The sequence below is a fragment of the Massilia scottii genome (assembly GCF_030846495.1).
Taxonomy (GTDB): domain Bacteria; phylum Pseudomonadota; class Gammaproteobacteria; order Burkholderiales; family Burkholderiaceae_D; genus Telluria_A; species Telluria_A violaceinigra.
In genome coordinates this window covers 39,554-57,815 of record NZ_JAVCWM010000016.1, presented here as the reverse complement: position 1 = coordinate 57,815, position 18,262 = coordinate 39,554, and the positions used below count along the sequence as shown (strand labels likewise).

Sequence of the window (18,262 nt, the reverse complement as noted above, 5' to 3'; positions counted from 1 at the left end):
CCTTTAAAACCAGGGCAGTGGACGGGCCGCCTCGTGCGGCAAGCCCCATTTGGGATCGTAGTCGATCTTGGCCAGGTACAGGCCATCGGGCATGAAGGTGGGCGCCGCGTCGTTGCGGTCGCGCCCTTCGAGCACGTCCTGCAGCCATGCGGGCGAATGACGGCCCTGCCCGACGTAGATCAGGGAGCCGATCAGGTTGCGCACCATGTGATGCAGGAACGCGCTGGCGCGCAGCGTGAACACGATCACTTCGCCATGCCGCTCGATATGGACCGCGTGCATCTGCTTGACCGGCGACTTGGCCTGGCATTGCGAGGAACGGAAAGCGGAAAAATCATGCGTGCCGACCAGGCACTGCGCGGCGGCGCGCATCAGGTCCACGTCGAGCGGACGAAATACCCAGCCGGCGCGGCCCACCAGCAGCGGCGAGCGGATCGGATTGTTGTACAGGACGTAGTGGTAGGTGCGCGCAAAGGCGGCGAAGCGGGCGTGGAATTCCTGCCCCGGATGCTCGGGCACTTCGGTGGCCCAGCGCACGGCGATCGCGTCGGGCAAAAAGGCATTCACGCCGCGCACCCAGGATTGCATGCTGCGCGACAGTTCGGTGTCGAAATGGACCACCTGTTCGAGCGCGTGAACGCCGGTATCGGTACGGCCGGCGCAGGTGGTACCCAGCTCGACGCGCGCGAATTTTTCGAGCGCGATTTCGAGCCGGTCCTGCACCGTGTTGCGGTCTGGCTGCTTCTGGTAGCCGTTGAAGGCGGTACCGTCGTACTGGACTCCCAGTGCTATTCGCTTCAATCTAGATCCAGTAACAGCCGTGGTTCATCAAGCCAGCTTGATGCGCATCTCGTTCGCCTTCGCCACCTGGGAAGCGCTGCCGCCCTTGATGACTTCGTCGAGCAGTTCGCGTGCGCCTTCCTTGTCGCCGATTTCCTGATAGGCGATGGCCAGGTCAAGCTTGGTCTCCATCTCCATCTGGACCGCCGTCAGTTCGCCGGCCGGCACGTCACTGGCGCTGCCGATGTCGTTGAAGTCCGGCAGTGCGGTGGTGTCGGCGCTGCTGCCTGCAGGCAGGTCGAGGTCGAGCGAGTTCATGTCGAAGTCCGGCGTGGCGTCAGCCCTGGCGGTCTTGGTGTCGGCAGCGAACGGATCGTCGTTGGCCAGGCTAGGCACGGCGCCCGGCGTGGTCGATTGCGGCAGGTCGAAGTTCATGCCATCGAGGTTGAAATCGTCGTCCGCTGGCGGCTTGGACATGTTGACCGTGCTGGCCGCCGGCGCTGGTGCGCTGGTTGCCGGTGCATTGAAGTCCATGTCGAAATCCATGTCCGGCGTGTCGGCCTTCACTGGCTCGACGTGGACCGGCGCTGCCGCTGGCGTGTCGAACGACAGGTGATGCTCGTCCATGACTTCCGCTGCCGGCGTCACCACCGGTGGTTTGGTCTCGGTCACCGGCTCGAAGCTCATGCCGCCCAGGTCGAAGTCGAGGGTGTGCTCTTCGGCTGCCTTGGCTACTGGTGCCGGCGCTACCGGTGCCGGTGCAACCGGCGTGGCGGTGGCGTCCTTGCTCAGGTCGAGGTCGAGGTCCATCAGCGCGCTGTGCGGACCGTTGTCGATTGCCGAAGCATCGAACTGGTCGGCCAGATCCGCGCGCTGATTGCTGTCGGCCGTTGCCGCGCTGCTGCCGGCGCTGGCGTACAGCGGGTTCATCGCATCGATCGACAGGCCCAGTGCAGCCGCTTGTGCCCACTCGTCGCCCTGGCCCTTGGTCATGCCGTACAGTTCGCTGGCCTGGCTCTCGAACGCGCGCTGATCCTTGCGGGCGGCGTAGATTTCCAGCAGTTTCAGGCGGACCGGGTAGCGGTCGGGATGGGTGCGCAGCGCTTCCTTGAGGATCTCTTCAGCCTGGGCATCGCGGCCGTAGGCGATGTAGACGTCGGCTTCGGCGACCGGATCGACTTCATTGGTGTCGAGCTGGCTGGCCGATGGGGCGAAGCTGGAGTTGAACACGCTGTTGTTGGTGTCCACGCTCTGGCCGCCGGTTTCGGCGAACAGGGAGTGCGCCTGGTCGGTCGGCGCGCCGAGGATCGACGGCTCCGACGGATTGCGCTCGACCTGCTTGCGTTCGCGCCATTTCGACAGGCCGAACAGGCCGGCCAGCAAGGCAACGATGGCAGCGACCACGAGGACGATGTTTTCCATCAGCATGTCGAAGAAGCTTGGCTCCGGTGCTGGCGCTGCCGGCTTGGCCACTGGCGGCGGTGCAGGCACGACGGCCGGCGCCGGTACGGGCGCATCGGCAACCACGGGCGCTGGCGTCACCACTGGCGGGGTCGCTGCCGGAGGGGTGACCGGCGGCGTCACGGCGGCAGGCGGCGCCACTGGCACTGGCGGCGGCGTGACGACCGCTGGCGTGGCGGCAGGCGGCTTGGCGCTGACCACTTCCGTGATCGGCGTCTTCGGCGCGGTCGCGCCGGCGGCGGTCTTGCTCTTGACCGTCATGATCTTTTCGAGATCGCCAACGTTCTTTTCCAGTTCCTTGACGCGCTTGGTGGCGTCGGCCATGGCTTTTTCTTTGGCGATCTTGTCTTCCGGCGTCAGCGCGCCGGTTTTGCCGGCGGCGTCGGTCGCGCCGGTCGCTTTCGACAGCTTGAGCTGGTCTTTCGATTCGTTGGCGGCGGTTGGACGCTCGGCCACCTTGGCGGTGATCTTGCCGGCGGCGCTCTGGGTCTTTTCAGGTTCCTTGTCGGCCGAACCGCTGGCGACCTGGCCGGCGAGCTTGTTGCGGTACGCGTTGAAGTCGGTGGCATGGGCCACCACGACGCCGCGCGCTTCGCCTTCGGAACCCTTGATCGATGCCGCCTCGGGCACCGCCAGGATCTGGCCCGATTTCAGGCGGTTCATGTTGTTGCCTGCAAAGGCGTCCGGATTGGCGCGGTACAGCGCGACCAGCATCATGTCGAGCGAAATATCGGCCGGCTTGACTTGCGCCGCGATCTTGCCCAGCGTATCGCCACGCTTGACCTTGTACTCGCTGTCGCCCTCGCCCCTGCCGGCAGCACGCTGCGGCTCTTGCGATGGCGCGGCCTTCGGCTCGGCTGCCTTCGGTTCCGCAGGCGCTTCGGCAGGCGGCTTGGCGGCGCTTGCCGGTCCAGTCTTGGCGCCGGCCTTGGCACCGGACTTGGCGCCGTTGCGGTTACCCTGCGAGAGTACGTCGACCGGCGCGGATACTTGCGCGGTCTGGGTCGAACGCATTTCGACAGGATCGAGCAGGAAGGTGTATTCGCGCACCAGTCGGCCCGACGAACCCCAGTTCAATTCGAGCAACATATCGACGAACGGTTCGTTGACAGGCTGCGAAGAAGTGACTTTGATGAACTGGCGGCCGCCGCGCTGCTCGACGCTGAAACGCAGCGACAGCAGGGCAGGATTGAAATCGATATTGGCTTGACGGAAGGCTTCTGCCGGGGCCAGCTTGGCCGTCAGACCGCTCGCTTCGTCATTGGCAACCGAGGTCAGTTCGATCTCTGCGTTCAGGGGCTGGCCGAGTGCGGACAGTACGGTCAGTTTACCGAGACCAGCCGCGTATGCTGAGGTGGACAGAAACACCGCACTGGCAACAGCGCCTGTGAGGGTTTTCAACGCGAACGAAGTGAGCTTGGAGCGAGTGTTTAAATGCATAGTTGGCGGCATCATGAGTTGACGGGGGAGAAGGCTGGTTTCCCGGAGGTCTCAACATATCATCATGCACTAGAGCATGCAAGTTTTTGGAGCAACTATGTCGGGCAGTTGCTCACTAAATACGCAATTTCGCGCTTTCTGTAACAGCTCACTCAGAACCGCATTCATGCCGTTATGTCAAGTACCTTGCAAGATTTAACAACTGAATTATCAAGAAGGATACGAAAAACCGTGGTAACGGTGGCTAAAAACGCAAGTGTCGCGCCGGCCACCGCTGCCGTGTTGTGCACTGATTGCATGCACAACACGCAATTCTACACGTATTTACTTGTCCAGAATAATTCGCAGCATGCGGCGCAACGGTTCGGCCGCGCCCCACAGCAACTGGTCGCCCACGGTGAAGGCGGACAGGTACTCGCCGCCCATCGACATCTTGCGCAGGCGGCCGACCGGAATGGTCAGGCTGCCCGTGACCGCCGCCGGCGACAGGTCGCGCACCGACGCTTCACGCGTGTTCGGCACCACCTTCACCCACTGGTTGTTGGCGGCGATGATGTCGTTGATCTCGTCGAGCGGCACATCCTTTTTCAGCTTGATGGTCAGCGCCTGCGAGTGGCAGCGCATCGCGCCCACGCGCACGCACAGGCCATCGACCGGAATCTCGGTGCTGCCGAAGGCCGCGCCCAGGCCGAGGATCTTGTTGGTCTCGGCGCCGGCCTTCCATTCTTCCTTCGACTGGCCGTTGCCCAGGTCCTTGTCGATCCACGGAATCAGGTTGCCGGCCAGCGGCACGCCGAACTGCTTGGTCTCATCGGCCGACATGCCATGCTGGGTAGCCAGCACGGTGCGGTCGATTTCGAGGATGGCGGCAGCCGGGTTGTCCAGCAGCGCCTTGACCGATTGATTGATGGTGCCGAACTGGGTCAGCAGCTCGCGCATGTGCTGGGCGCCACCGCCGGACGCGGCCTGGTAGGTCATGGAACTCATCCAGTCGACCAGATTGTGCTGGAACAGCCCGCCCAGGCCCATCAGCATGCACGACACGGTGCAGTTGCCGCCGATGTAGTTCTTCACACCCTTGGTCATCGCGTTCTTGATGACGTCGAGGTTGACCGGGTCGAGCACGATGACGGCGTCGTCATTCATGCGCAGGGTCGAGGCGGCGTCGATCCAGTAGCCGTTCCAGCCGGACGCGCGCAGCTTCGGGAACACCTCGCTGGTGTAGTCGCCGCCCTGGCAGGAAATGATGATCTCGCATTTCGACAGCTCGGTAATGTCGGTTGCGTCTTTCAGGGTAGTCTCGTTCTTCGCCATCGCAGGCGCTTTACCGCCCGCGTTCGACGTTGTGAAGAACACCGGTTCGATGTGGGCGAAATCGCCCTCGTCCTGCATGCGCTGCATCAGGACCGAACCAACCATACCGCGCCAACCTACCAAGCCTACTAATTTCATCTTCTTTCCTCGTTATCGTTAAAGACCGCTTTACCCAAGCGCCTTGACCACTGCATTGCCCATTTCCTCGGTACCGACTTTGGTGGTACCGGCTTCAAAAATATCCGCCGTGCGCAAGCCTTGCGCCAGCACTTTTTTCACCGCGTTCTCGATGCGGTCGGCCTGCTCGGCCTTGTCGAGCGAAAAGCGCAGCATCATCGCCGCCGACAGAATCGTCGCCAGCGGATTGGCGATGCCCTTGCCGGCGATGTCGGGCGCCGAACCGTGCGACGGTTCGTACAGGCCCTTGTTGCTGGCGTCGAGCGAGGCCGATGGCAGCATGCCGATCGAACCGGTGAGCATGGCGGCGCAGTCGGACAGAATATCGCCGAACATATTCCCGGTGACCATGACGTCGAATTTCTTCGGCGCGCGCACCAGCTGCATCGCCGCGTTATCGACGTACATGTGATCGAGCTCGATGTCGGGATACTCCCTGTGCACGTCGGTGACGATGTCGCGCCAGAACTGGAACGTCTCCAGCACATTGGCCTTGTCCACGCTGGTAACGCGCTTGCTGCGCTTTTGCGCGGCCTGGAAGGCCACGTGCGCGATGCGGCGGATTTCCGTTTCGGCGTAGCGCATGGTGTCGAAGCCTTCGCGCTCGCCCTTGAACGGGCCGTCCGGGCATTCGCGCACGCCGCGCGGCTTGCCGAAATAGATGTCGCCGGTCAGTTCGCGGATGATCAGGATGTCCAGGCCCGACACCACTTCGGGCTTCAGGGTCGACGCCCCGGCCAGTTCCGGATACAGGATGGCCGGACGCAGGTTGGCGAACAGCGCCAGCTCGCGGCGCAACCCGAGGATGGCCTGCTCCGGACGCAGCGAGCGCTCCAGGGTGTCGTACTTGAAGTCGCCGACGGCGCCGAACAGCACCGCGTCGGCGCTCTTGGCCAGCGCCAGCGTGGCCGGCGGCAGCGGGTGGCCGTGGGCGGCGTAGCCGGCGCCGCCGACGTCGGCGGTCTCCATCTCGAATTGTTCGCCAAGGACGTTCAGTACCTTGACCGCTTGCGCCATGATTTCAGGGCCGATGCCGTCGCCGGGCAGGATTGCAATCTTCATGTGATCTCTTTTTCTTGTGTTCAGATGACGTTGGCCAGCCAGGGCTGGGCCGCCAGGTGGCGCTCTTCGAAGGCGCGGATCTCGTCCGCGTGGCGCAGGGTCAGGCCGATGTCGTCCAGGCCATTCAACAGGCAGTATTTGCGGAACGGGTCGATCTGGAAGTCGTAGCTCACCGCGCCGTTCGAGGTGGAGATGCGCTGCTGCTCCAGGTCCACCACCAGGCGGAAACCGGGGAAGGCCTTCACTTCGTTGAACAGATGCTCGACCTGCGACTCGGCGAGGACGATCGGCAGCAGGCCGCTCTTGTAGCAGTTGTTGAAGAAGATGTCGGCGAAGCTCGGTGCGATGATGGCGCGAAAACCGTACTGGTCGAGCGCCCATGGCGCGTGTTCGCGCGAGGAGCCGCAGCCGAAGTTCTTGCGCGTGAGCAGAATCGAAGCGCCCTGGTAGCGCGCCTCGTTGAGTACGAAGTCGGGATTGAGCGGACGGCCGCTGTTGTCCTTGCCCGGCTCGCCGTGATCGAGATAGCGCCATTCGTCGAACAGATTGGGGCCGAAGCCGGTGCGCAGGATCGACTTGAGGAACTGCTTGGGAATGATCGCATCCGTATCGACGTTGGCGCGGTCGAGCGGGGCCACCAGGCCTTCGTATATCGTAAATTTATCCATGGTCTTTTGCAGTGTGGGCGCGCCCCCGCCTGGGCGGGAGCGACGCGGCGGTCCGCGGATCCGCCTGTTATTTTTTGCCGGCGCCGTCTATCTTCTGGCCGACTTTTTGAATGTCCCTGCCAAAGCCCGATACGGTATTGCAAGCGGTGAGCAGCAGTGCGATGGCAAACAGGGCAAACAGCTTTTTCATTACAAACTCACAGACGATGGATGTTAGCGCAGTGCGCGCACGTCGACGAAATGGCCGGTGATGCCGGCCGCCGCCGCCATGGCGGGCGATACCAGGTGGGTACGCCCGCCCTGCCCCTGGCGACCTTCGAAATTGCGGTTCGAGGTCGAGGCGCAGCGCTCGCCCGGCTCGAGCCGGTCGGCATTCATGGCAAGGCACATCGAGCAGCCTGGCTCGCGCCATTCGAAGCCCGCGTCCTTGAAAATCTTGTCCAGTCCTTCGCGCTCGGCCTGGTCTTTCACCAGTCCGGAGCCCGGCACCACCAGCGCCAGGCGCACGTTCGATGCGCGGTGCTTGCCGCGCACCACGGCCGCGGCCGCGCGCAAGTCTTCGATGCGCGAATTGGTGCACGAGCCGATGAACACCTTGTCGATGCGGATGTCGGCGATCGGCGTGTTTGGCTTGAGGTTCATGTAGACCAGCGCCTTTTCCATGGCGTCGCGCCGCACGGCGTCTTTTTCCTGGTCGGGATCGGGCACGCGGCCGTCGATCGAGGTGACCATTTCGGGCGAGGTGCCCCAGGTGACCTGCGGCTTGACGTCGGCGGCATTGAGCAGCACGACCATGTCGAACTGGGCGCCCTGGTCCGAATGCAGGGTGCGCCAGTAATCGACCGCGCGGTCCCAGTGCGGACCGGCCGGCGCATACGGGCGGCCCTTGACGTAATTGATGGTGGTGTCGTCCACGCCGATCATGCCGGCGCGCGCGCCCGCTTCGATCGCCATGTTACAGACCGTCATGCGCCCTTCCATCGACAGCGCGCGGATGGCGGCGCCGCCGAATTCGATGGCGTAGCCGGTGCCGCCGGCGGTGCCGATCTTGCCGATCACGGCCAGCACGATATCCTTGGCGGTCACCCCGGCCGGCAGCGCGCCGTCGACCTGCACCAGCATCGATTTGGATTTCTTGGCCAGCAGCGTTTGCGTCGCCAGCACGTGCTCGACTTCGGACGTGCCGATGCCGTGCGCCAGGCATCCGAAGGCGCCGTGGGTCGACGTGTGCGAGTCGCCGCACACCACCGTCATGCCGGGCAGCGTCGCGCCCTGCTCGGGACCGATCACGTGCACGATGCCCTGGCGCTTGTCGTTCATGTTGAAGTACGTCAGGCCGTAACTCTTCGAGTTGGCGTCGAGCGTTTCGACCTGCAGGCGCGAGGTGGGGTCGGCGATGCCGTCCTTGCGGTCGGTGGTCGGCACGTTGTGGTCGGCCACCGCCAGGTTGGCCGAATTGCGCCATAGCTTGCGGTTGGCGGCGCGCAGGCCATCGAAGGCCTGCGGGCTGGTCACTTCATGCAGCAGGTGGCGGTCGATGTACAGCACCGTCGTACCGTCGTCGTCGGAACGCACGACGTGCGATTCCCAGAGTTTGTCGTAGAGCGTTTTTATCATGATGGTTGGTCTTAGGCGACTGCATGAATCGAGTACTGCATTTGATTATGCCATATTTGTGCACCGCAGTAGTCCTTGCACCATTTTGATACTTTGGGAGTTTTCGATACGCCTTTGCTGAAGTTTATTCACTTAATGTATCGCGTCAGCGAACGATCGCTTGGCTAGCGGGTCAGGGTGAACGATCGAAGGAACTCGTCGACCCTGGCCATCGATGCCGGGTCGCTCTTCGATACGGCCATCGCCATGTACGCTTTGGCGCCGAACCGCTCCAGAACATGACCGAGGCGGCCATGACGAAATACTCCTTGCCCACTGCCCCGCCAAGACCGATGGCCAGAATCAACCCGAGCAGCCATTTGCCGCTCAGGTTCACGTCATGCAGGCGCAGCACCATCAGGCGCATGCAGAAGAACATCGACAAGGCGACGCCTATCAGGATCGCGGCAGTCCGGATACGCGACATTTTCCGCCCAATGGCGGGGGCCACGATAGCCAGCAGGACCAGCGGCAGGAAGACCGAGCGAGTAAGCCAGCGCGCGCAGGCGCGCCGTACACCTCGGCCGACGCTTCATCGATGTCGACGCGGCTCAGGAACCACTTGTACAGGGCCCGGTTTTGCTCGAACGCGTCTGCCCCTGCACGAATCGCAATCGAGACCATGATGCCGTCAACACGCACCAAGGCGACCAGGTAGCGGCTCTCCGATTCGTCACCGGGAAAAGTGCCGGTAAATTCAATCGCCTTGCGGCGGCCTTGGCCAGCGACGCTTCGATGCCCTTCCTGAGCCACTCGACGCGGTCCCCGGCAATGTCGACGGTACGATCGCTCAGGGCGGCCAGGATACCCGCTTCGGCGTGCAGCATGCGCACCGGCTCGGCGGCCGGATGACCGGAACAAAGAACTTGGTACTGACAAATTTTTTCCATGCCGGATTCAACGATCCGTCCGCCTGCGCGGCGCTGAGCACCTGCTCGAAATCTTGCGACATCTAATAACAACTTTCAATGTAAGGATAGCCGGACCGCGCCGCCGCGGCGCGATGGCGCGCGCCTTGCCTACGTCAGCTGACCCAGCAAGGAAACGCCATACATGAGGATGAACAGTCCCGCACCCACCTTGACCAGGGTGGAATCGGGCCCGGTCGCGCCGCCATAGTCGTTCTCGCCGCCGGTGCCTGGAACCAGGCAGTAAATGAGCATGGTTCCGAACGAGAAAAGAATCAACGCCACAGCCATGAGTTCCTTCTTGTCAAAGGCTCCCATGAGCATCATGGCCGCGAACAATCCGATCAGCCATTTGCCGCTCAGGTTCACGTCGTGCATGCGCAACACCATCAGCCGTATGGACAGATACAAGATCGCAATGGCAACCAGGCCGCCAACGACATACACGGCCACCCCCGCATTGAGGCCGACCACTGCGGTCGCGACCCCTCCGACGAACACCGCAACGAGGAGCGGCATCGAGTAAGCCATTGCCCGCAGCCGGCCGATGCGGCCTTTCATCGACAAGCCGACCATGCCCGGCTCGTCGCCCTCTTCGCGCTGCGCGGCCGCGCCGCCCCCCATGGAGGCCGCCGACACGCTATACACCCCGGCCTCCAGCGCATTGATGCTGGCGCCGCCGGACGCCGCGGCCATGCTGTACAGCTCCGCCGCCACCGGTTTGATGTTGACGCGGCCGAGAAGCCATTGGTACACGGCGCGGTGTTGCTCGAATGCGGCGGCCGGGGCGCGGATCGTGATCGCCACCACGGTGCCATCGATGCGCATGCAGGCCAGCAGGAAGCGGCTTGCGGCTTTGTCGCCGGGGAACGTGCCGCTAAATTCGGCGGCCTTGCCTTCGATCCGCTCGCCCCAGCCTTCGCCGTTGATGTCATATGCCGGGCCGTCCTGCGTCAGGCAGGGCATGTCCCGCTGCACCATGCCGATGCGGTTGCTCATCCACTGAGTCAGCGAGACGTTGGGACGCAACGACCCGGTCAGTTCGAGCAGCGTGCCGCTCTTCTTGTCCTGAAAGCGCAGGCCGCCCGGCGTGCTGCTCTCGCCCCAGGCGGCCGGCACGAACAAGGCGAGGCCGATGTTGGGCATGACGACGCTGCGCGGCTCGAGCGCGGCGACGTCGAGGGTAGCGGCGGCCGGGCGGCGAACGCTGGTCCGGGCCGGCGCGGCCTTGCCGGGGATGACCGCTGCCGGCGCGCGCACCGGTTCAGCTGCGCGAACAGGCACGGACGCTGGTGCGGCTGCTGGTACGGGTGCGGCTGCCGACGCGGCGCCACCCGCCTTGGCGGCGGCCTTGGCCAGCGATGCTTCGATGCCCTTCCGGAGCCACTCGACCCGGTCGCTGGCGATCTCGAAAACGCGATCGCTCAAGGCGATCCGGATGCCGGCGCCGGGCTGCAGCATGCGCACCAGATCATGCCCCAGCAGAGAGGTCAGCACGCTGCCTTGCTGCGGCTCGACCTGCGCGCGCACTTCCGCCACCAGGATCGAGCGCTTGCCGTCGCCCGCGGCATCGGTCAGATGCAATTCGGCGCTGCTGGCGGCGCTGCCGGCAGCCGCTCTGACAGGAACGAAAAAACGCGTGTTCACCAATTTTTTCCAGGCCGGATTCAAGGATCCATCCGCCTGTGCAGTGCTCAGCACCTGCTCAAAAGTTTCCGACGCCATCGATGTACGACTTTCAATTAAGTTTTTTTGTGGAAAATAAACGATGCCATGCTGCCATGCATTCAGATGCAAGGCAACGTCAACGTTGTCAATGATGGGGAAGAGAAGACGCGCTGCCGCGGAACAGGTCCGGCGGCAGCGCTTTGGGACAATCAGGCCGCGACTTTGAGGGTGCTGCGGCAGCCATCCATGAGGAACGACAGGCCGACCACCAGTACCAGTTCGCCTTCGGCCGAGCGCGCCGTGCCGGTGATGCCATCGACGCTGATGGCGGTCATCGGCTTGATCACCAGGTCGGCGGTGCCGTCCACCGCTTCCACCGCCAGGATGTAAGGCTGGGGCGCGGCGATCACGATGCCGACTTTTTCGGAGCAGGCTTCGTAACCGAGCGAGCTTGCCAGCGAGCGCACCGGCAGCGGGCGTCCCTGGTCCTTGAGCACCGGCGCGCCGCCGACGTTCATGAAATTGTCGGGCAGTTCGACCACGCGCTGGACCACCGCCATCGGCAGCGCCAGGGCGGCGCCGGATGTCGACACCAGCATGGTCGGCACGATCGACAGTTCGATCGGCAGGCGGATCGCGAACTTGGTGCCGTGGCCGAGCGAGGAATCGATGTGGATCGCGCCACGGTTCTTTTCCACCGCGGTCTTGACCACGTCCATGCCGACCCCGCGGCCGGATACCGAGGACGCCACTTCCTTGGTCGAAAAGCCCGGCAGGAACACCAGCTGGTAGGCTTCTTCGTCGCTCGGGGCGCCGTTTTCGTTGATCAGGCCTTTTTGCACGGCCTTGCGGCGCAGCGCGTTCGGGTCCATGCCCTTGCCGTCGTCCTGCAGCACGATCATGACGCTGTTCGCTTCCTGCCAGGCCTTGAGCGAGATGAACGCCTTCGACGGCTTGCCGGCCGCGAGCCGGTCTTCGGGCGATTCGACGCCGTGGTCGAGCGCATTCCTGAGCATGTGCACCAGCGGGTCGTACAGGCTGTCGACGACCACGCGGTCGACTTCCGTCTCGGCCCCTTCGATGGTCAGTTCGACGTCCTTGCCCAGGTCCTTGGCCAGTTCGCGCACCAGGCGCGGGAATTTCTGGAACAGGCGGCCGACCGGCTGCATGCGCGTGGCCAGCGTGGCGCGCTGCAGTTCGGCCGAATAGCGCGAGGCGCGTTCCAGCGTTTCGGTCAGGGTCGCCATGAGGGTGGCGGCTGGGCCTTCGAATTTGAATTGCAGCAGGCGTTCGAGCAGCACGGCAGCCTGGTTGGCGGCCTGCACCGACTCGCCGGCCACTTCGAGCAGGGCGTCGAGCTTGACGGCGTCGACGCGGATGCTGTCTTCCTTGGCGGGCGCGGAGGCGGCGCGGAATTCCTGCACCTTTTCTTCGCGGCGGTCGGCGCCGGCATCGGCGGCGGCCGGCTTGGCGGCGGCCGGTGCGTGTGCGGCGGCAGCCACGGGAGCGGCGGCCGGTTCGGGAGCGGCAGCGGCGGCAGGCTTCTCGGCCGGGGTGTAGGTGCCGGCCGGCGTGACCGCGACGAACATGGCTTCCCAGTCGAGGCCATCGGCGCCGGGAGCGCTGGCGGAGGTGGAGGCGGCGGCAGGAACAGGAGCGGCTGCGGCCGGCGCGGCGGCCACCGGTGCGGGCGCCGGTGCGGCCACGGGGGCTGGCTTCGGCGGCGCATCGCCCTTGCCTTCGATGGCGTTGACCAGGATGCGTTCCAGCGAATCGGGCATCGAGGCCAGTTGTTCGGGCCTGGCGCCGTTCGACAGGTCGGTCAGCTGGTCGGCCACGAAGCCCGATGCCTGCAGCGCCGCTTCGATGGCGATCGGCGTGACGGGCGCGGCGCCGGTGCGCAGCGCGTCGAACAGGTTCTCGGTCAGGTGGCAGGCCGCCACCAGGGCCGGCAGGTTCATGAAGCCCGCGCCACCCTTGATTGTGTGGAACGAGCGAAACACCGCGTTGAGCGTTTCCTTATTGTTCGGGTCGCGCTCGAGGGCGAGCAGGTGTTCTTCTACGTTGACTGCAAGATCCATCGCCTCGACGACGAAATCCTTGAGCATATCGTCCATTAGAATCCCAGATCGGCAAGTAGGTCGTCAACATTGTCTTGATCGAGTGCGACGGACGGGAACGACGGCCCCGACATCAGCGCTGGCTTGTGCAGCAGTTTTTCGCGCACCGCCGGCGGCGCGTTGTCGCGCAGCAGCTCGGCCAGTTCGTGTTCCACCGTCTTGGTGATGATCACCACTTTCTTGATCAGCTGGCCCGTGATGTCCTGGAAATCCTGGGCCATCATGATGTCGAGCAGGCGCGCTTTTTCGGCTTCGGTGGCGTCGGTCACGGCCTGGGCAAAGGCGCGCGAGTCGCCGGCCAGGGTCTTGAATTCGTCGATGCTGAGCTTGCCCGCGAACAGGTCGGCCCAGCGCGTGTCCATGACCTTGGCTTTCTTCGACAGCACGTCCTGCGCCGGCATGCCTTCGTCGAGCGTGTTGAGGACCTTGTTGGCGGCCTGCTCGGTCAGGCTGGCGACGTATTCCAGGCGATCCTGGGCATCGACGATCTGGGTCGACGCTTCCGACAGGGCCTTGTCGTAGCCCAGTTCGCGCAGCGAGTCGTGCAGCAGGCGCACGATGCCGCCGAGGCGCTCGAACATGGGTTTGCCGTGCTCGTCGGTTTCGACGGCGCCGCCTTCCGCGGCGGGGGCGGCAGCCAAGGCAGGGGCCGCTGGCGCAGCCGCGGCGACAGGCGCAGGCGCGGACTCGGGCGGACGGGTCGAAGCGACCTGGTCGAACAATGCTTCCATATCGTCTTCGGCAGCGGCGGCGGGCGCCGGCGCAACTGCGGGCGCCGGTTCGCTGCTGCGCTGCGCGGACACTTCCTCGAATAATGCGTCGAAATCATCAGCGGCGTCGGTCATAGTCCCTGCTTCTCCATGTTTGTAAAGTGTTCGCAATCAATCTGCTGGTGTCTGGTAGTGCCATGCAAGTTTGGGGCAGAGCATGATGCGCGGCAACATCGCCGGGTTTACGCGAGTTTAGCAGCGTGAAGTGCCCTTGGTAAATCACTGTGCATGGGTCGCGGCAAAATGGCACGCGAAACTTGTGCCATCGATAATTAAAACGTGACTTTGATGTGCAATTGATACTGTGGAGTGTTGTATTTCGTAAGGGGGCTTTGCGCGGAGGAAGCGAATCGCCTGTTCCAGGCAAAAAAACGATGTCACGTTTCTTGTCCAGCTTGCTTGTCAGTTTGATCAAGATCAAAGGATGGCGTTCTATCAATCGTCAGATTGCGCACTACAATACAGAATACGACCTGCTGTGTGGGAGAACTCATCATGTATCGGAAAATTCTGATTACGACCGATGGCTCGGCGGTATCGAAGCACACGGCCTGCGCCGGCGTGAACTTCGCCAAACAGATGGGGGCCGATGTGCTGGTCCTGTATGTCGCGCCGGAGTACCAGTACCCGGTGTACGTGGAAATCATTCCGCCCTCCTACCCCAGCGAAGAGGAATACCTGGCGCAGATGCGGCGCGTCGGCCAGGAGCACCTCGGTTCGGTCCTGCGGGCGGCGCAGGATGCGGGGCTGCGCTGCGAGGGCCTGACGGCGTTTGCCGACGCCGCCGCGCTGAAAATCGTCGAGGTGGCGGAGCAGCGCCAGTGCGACCTGATCTTCATGGGTTCGCACGGGCGCAGCGGCTGGGGCCAGCTGTTGCTGGGCAGTGTGACAAACAAGGTGCTGTCGCACACCAGCAAGCCGGTGCTGGTTCACCGGCTGATCACGGAGCCCGGAACCTAGCACTTACCTAGCAGTGCTGAATATGGCGCGAGCGACAATTTTGCCGTACCCTATGCCGGGCCGCGGGGCATCGGCGCTGGCGCCGTCTTGCTTTTTGGTAGTCTTTTTTCAGCGGCGCGCGCGCCGTTCATGCTTACTTACCTGATTGCAATTTTATGATACGCATTGTTGTTGCCGACGACCACACGATCATGCGCGAGGGCCTCAAGCGCATCCTCGACGGCGCCCTCGACATCGATATTGTCGGGGAAGCCATCAACGGCTTTGAAGTACTGTCGCATGTGCGCCAGGGCGGCTTCGACCTGCTGCTGCTCGACTTGTCGATGCCGGGCCGCAGCGGCGTCGACCTGATCCGCCAGATCCGCAGCGAGGCGCCCAAGCTGGCCATCCTGATCCTCACCATGCACGAGGAAGAGCAGTACGCGGTGCGCGCCATCCGCGCCGGCGCCCAGGGCTACCTGACCAAGGAAAGCGCGGGCACCCAGCTGGTGGGGGCGATCCGCAAGGTGGCCTCGGGCCGGCCCTACATCAGCACCGAAGTGGCCGAGCAGCTTGCGCTGAACATCATGACGCCCAACGAACAGCTGCTGCACAAGCAGTTGTCGGACCGCGAATTCGAAGTGTTTTCCTTGTTGGTGGGTGGCAAGTCGATTACCGAAATCGCCAACAGCCTGCACCTGAGCGTGAAGACGGTCAGCACCCACAAAACGCGCATCATGCAAAAAATGGGCATGACGTCGCTGTCGGAAATGGTGCAATATGCCGTGGCCCATCGCCTGCTGTCGCCGTTCAAGACCTGAAGTGCGCCCGACGGACGGCGAAAAGTTTTAGACACCGGCGCGATGGTTTCGTGCCGAGAAACCTCAAGTAGTCGGATTCTGTACCCATCAGTAGCACCCGCTCCACTCCCCTGCCAAGGCCATGTTTTCACTCTGTAGATCACCTCCTCCGATAGGAATAGTCCTACAAAGGCGCGCCCTATCCTACTCCCAGATTCAGCGTTCGCTGATATCAATGCCGGACTCGTGTTGGCATACTTAAATCCAGCGATTCGGCTTTCCTGCGGTTTATAAATTGTTCTTACGCAAGCTAGCCAGCCGTGCTGTACATCACTTTTGAAGCTCCGGTCGCAGGTTGTTCAGATCGTTGTTCAAGCCTGATACCCGCAGCCTGAAACTTCGAATTTTCCTTACCCTGGAGATGAGCATGCTGACCACGCCACCGCAAGACACCCGCACCACCACCACGTCGACCATGCATTCCTCTCCAATGGAAGCGGGGCGGCAGCGTCAGGGCCGCCTCTGGTCCAATCTCAAGGAAGTCTGCGACCTGCTGCACATCAGCGCGGCAGTCTCTATCAACAGCGAAGAATTGCTGTTCCAGCACGTGCAATTCAAGACCGGCCAACGCGTCCACACCATCGGCCAGGCCTTCGACACCCTCTACATCGTCAACTCCGGCTTCCTCAAGACCGTGCTCATCGACGAATTCGGCAACGAACAGGTACTCAGCTTCCCCATGAAGGGCGACATGCTCGGCGTCGACGGCATCCATACCCGCCACTACGCCTCCGAAGCGGTGGCCCTGTCCGACTGCGACCTGATCTTGCTGCCGTTCAAGAAGCTCACGGCCCTGGGCCGCGTGCACCTGGAACTGGAAAACGTCATGTACGGCGTGATGAGCCGCGAACTGGTGCGTGAACAAGCCATGATCGGCATGCTCGGCGCCCTCAGCGCGGAAGCCCGCGTGGCGCGCTTCCTGGTGTCGCTCGCAGACCGCTTTGCCGCCATGGGTTACTCGAGCAAGCTGTTCAACCTGCGCATGACGCGCCATGAAATCGGCAGCTACCTGGGCCTGACCCTGGAAACCGTCAGCCGCACCTTGTCGGCTTTCAATGAAATCGGGCTCATCACGGTCGACCAGCGCACCATCGGCATCAAGGACGCCGATGCGCTCAAAACCCTGCGCCGCCTGCCGCCATCGCGCTCGCGCGCCAAGCAGAACAGCGCAGCCAAGGCCAAGGCCGAAGCCGAACAACAGGCCGGCGACGCCAAGGTGCTGGCCACCACTACCGTCTGAGCAATTGCCCCATAAAAAAGGCGCCCCTCGGAGCGCCTTTTTTCATGCCATCACACCGGCTTACTGATCGCGCGACAGCACGCCGTCCGTGATCCGGACCTTCTCGCCCACACGCAAGCCTGGATCGTTTTCGTACGTCACGGTCTGGGTGCCGCCGTTGTTAAAGCGGATCACCACTTCGTAATGCTGGGTTTTGCGGGCCCGGCGTTCGATATTGCGGCCCACGTAAGCGCCGCCAACGGCGCCGGCGATCTGCGCCGCGGTGCGGCCGCTGCCCTTGCCGACCTGGCTGCCCAGCACGGCGCCAACCACGCCGCCACCGATGGTGCCCAGATAGTTACCGTCGCCGTTGACTTCAATCACGTTGATCGCGTCGACCGTGGCGCAGTTGGTGCAATAACGCACGTCGCGCGGCGTCGGCGCGGCCGCCGCGACACGCAATGGCTTGCCGAGGACGGCGGTCGAGACGCGGCCACCGACGCGCATGGTGGCCGTCACCGCGCTGTTCGGTGCAATCCGGTCGGCGCGGCGGATCGTGTAGTCGCCGCTGTACTCGCCTGGTTTGACTTCCGGCAAGAAGAACACGCCGCGGGTGCCGGCGATGACCATGTCGACCTTGGCGCCCGGCGTGCCGTACACCGAAAACGTCAGCTCGTTACCCGGCGACAAGTCGTCGCTGCCCTGCACGTCGAAGCGCGCGATCCGCGGCACATCGGCGGCGCGCTCGCGGCCCTGGTTGTCGCGCGGATGGCGGCCGACGTCGCGCAGCAGCGATTCGCTGAGCACGCCGCTAGTCACCTGGTTGCCGACACGCAGGTTGGCGGTCACGGCGCTGCTGCCCGTGATGTTGTCGCGCCCGCCGAGCGTGTAGGTGCCTTCGTACTGGCCCGGCTCGGTTTCGGTCAGGTTCAGGTTGCGGTTGGCGCCGGCGATGCTGAGGGTGGCGCGTCCGCCCGGGGTGCCATACAGGTTGAAGTTCAGTTCCACGCCGGGCCTCAGGCGGCGCACTTCTTCCACGTCGAAACCGCGGATCACCGGAGCGTAGGCGGCGTTGTATTGCTGGGCCTGTACAGGCGCGGCCAGGGTCATGGCAAAGAGCGGCATCGCAGCCAGGACTGCGGCGCGCGATGCGGCGCGGATTATTATTGTCGTTTTGATGATGATCTCCTCGGAGGTTGTACAGCGAAGCCGGATATTTC

At 63.5% G+C, this 18,262-nt stretch carries 16 protein-coding genes; 3 read left to right on the top strand and 13 right to left on the bottom strand.

Annotated features, from left to right (window positions below):
- Positions 1–3 precede the first annotated feature (3 nt).
- From truA to RBA41_RS21575, 12 genes are all read right to left on the bottom strand, one after another.
- The gene (truA, locus tag RBA41_RS21630; RefSeq protein WP_306626321.1) at positions 4–801 is read right to left on the bottom strand and encodes a tRNA pseudouridine(38-40) synthase TruA; all 798 of its coding nucleotides are present in this window, start codon (positions 799–801) and stop codon (positions 4–6) included.
- A 27-nt stretch (positions 802–828) separates the two neighbouring features.
- Positions 829–3,681: a motility hub landmark protein FimV gene (locus tag RBA41_RS21625; RefSeq protein WP_306626320.1), complete on the bottom strand. Its 2,853-nt coding sequence runs from the start codon at positions 3,679–3,681 to the stop codon at positions 829–831.
- Between the two features lie 324 nt (positions 3,682–4,005).
- A complete protein-coding gene (gene asd, locus RBA41_RS21620) occupies positions 4,006–5,133 on the bottom strand; it encodes an aspartate-semialdehyde dehydrogenase (RefSeq protein WP_306626319.1) in 1,128 nt (375 codons plus the stop codon).
- Between the two features lie 30 nt (positions 5,134–5,163).
- Positions 5,164–6,234 (bottom strand): 3-isopropylmalate dehydrogenase, encoded by a 1,071-nt coding sequence (gene leuB, locus RBA41_RS21615; RefSeq protein ID WP_306626318.1) that lies wholly within the window; start codon positions 6,232–6,234, stop codon positions 5,164–5,166.
- 20 nt (positions 6,235–6,254) lie between these two features.
- Positions 6,255–6,902, bottom strand: coding sequence for a 3-isopropylmalate dehydratase small subunit (leuD, locus tag RBA41_RS21610; RefSeq protein ID WP_306626317.1), 648 nt, complete (start codon positions 6,900–6,902; stop codon positions 6,255–6,257).
- A 67-nt stretch (positions 6,903–6,969) separates the two neighbouring features.
- Entirely contained in the window at positions 6,970–7,092 is a 123-nt protein-coding gene (locus tag RBA41_RS21605) for an entericidin A/B family lipoprotein (protein WP_306626316.1), read from the bottom strand.
- Positions 7,093–7,115: 23 nt separating this feature from the next.
- The gene (gene leuC / locus RBA41_RS21600; protein WP_306626315.1) at positions 7,116–8,519 is read right to left on the bottom strand and encodes a 3-isopropylmalate dehydratase large subunit; all 1,404 of its coding nucleotides are present in this window, start codon (positions 8,517–8,519) and stop codon (positions 7,116–7,118) included.
- A gap of 172 nt (positions 8,520–8,691) precedes the next feature.
- Positions 8,692–9,027 (bottom strand): DUF805 domain-containing protein, encoded by a 336-nt coding sequence (locus RBA41_RS21595; RefSeq protein WP_510184554.1) that lies wholly within the window; start codon positions 9,025–9,027, stop codon positions 8,692–8,694.
- A gap of 82 nt (positions 9,028–9,109) precedes the next feature.
- A complete protein-coding gene (locus RBA41_RS21590; RefSeq protein WP_306626313.1) occupies positions 9,110–9,448 on the bottom strand; it encodes a hypothetical protein in 339 nt (112 codons plus the stop codon).
- A gap of 129 nt (positions 9,449–9,577) precedes the next feature.
- Positions 9,578–11,263, bottom strand: coding sequence for a DUF805 domain-containing protein (locus RBA41_RS21585; protein ID WP_306626312.1), 1,686 nt, complete (start codon positions 11,261–11,263; stop codon positions 9,578–9,580).
- Positions 11,264–11,343: 80 nt separating this feature from the next.
- A complete protein-coding gene (locus tag RBA41_RS21580) occupies positions 11,344–13,251 on the bottom strand; it encodes a chemotaxis protein CheA (RefSeq protein WP_306626311.1) in 1,908 nt (635 codons plus the stop codon).
- Positions 13,251–14,099 (bottom strand): protein phosphatase CheZ, encoded by an 849-nt coding sequence (locus RBA41_RS21575; protein WP_306626310.1) that lies wholly within the window; start codon positions 14,097–14,099, stop codon positions 13,251–13,253. The genes RBA41_RS21580 and RBA41_RS21575 overlap by 1 nt, the downstream gene beginning before the upstream one ends.
- A gap of 420 nt (positions 14,100–14,519) precedes the next feature.
- Between RBA41_RS21575 and RBA41_RS21570 the strand changes: the two genes are divergently transcribed.
- The 3 genes from RBA41_RS21570 to RBA41_RS21560 all read left to right on the top strand — a co-directional run bounded on the left by RBA41_RS21570 (position 14,520) and on the right by RBA41_RS21560 (position 17,063).
- The gene (locus tag RBA41_RS21570; protein WP_099876073.1) at positions 14,520–14,984 is read left to right on the top strand and encodes a universal stress protein; all 465 of its coding nucleotides are present in this window, start codon (positions 14,520–14,522) and stop codon (positions 14,982–14,984) included.
- A 155-nt stretch (positions 14,985–15,139) separates the two neighbouring features.
- Positions 15,140–15,784 carry a response regulator gene (locus RBA41_RS21565; protein ID WP_054263975.1) on the top strand — a complete coding sequence of 215 codons (645 nt, stop codon included), beginning with the start codon at positions 15,140–15,142 and terminating at the stop codon, positions 15,782–15,784.
- A gap of 469 nt (positions 15,785–16,253) precedes the next feature.
- Positions 16,254–17,063: a Crp/Fnr family transcriptional regulator gene (locus RBA41_RS21560; RefSeq protein ID WP_306626385.1), complete on the top strand. Its 810-nt coding sequence runs from the start codon at positions 16,254–16,256 to the stop codon at positions 17,061–17,063.
- Between the two features lie 60 nt (positions 17,064–17,123).
- Here the strand turns inward: RBA41_RS21560 and RBA41_RS21555 are convergent, their stop codons facing one another.
- Positions 17,124–18,167, bottom strand: coding sequence for an outer membrane lipoprotein (locus RBA41_RS21555; protein WP_306626309.1), 1,044 nt, complete (start codon positions 18,165–18,167; stop codon positions 17,124–17,126).
- Positions 18,168–18,262: the final 95 nt, after the last annotated feature.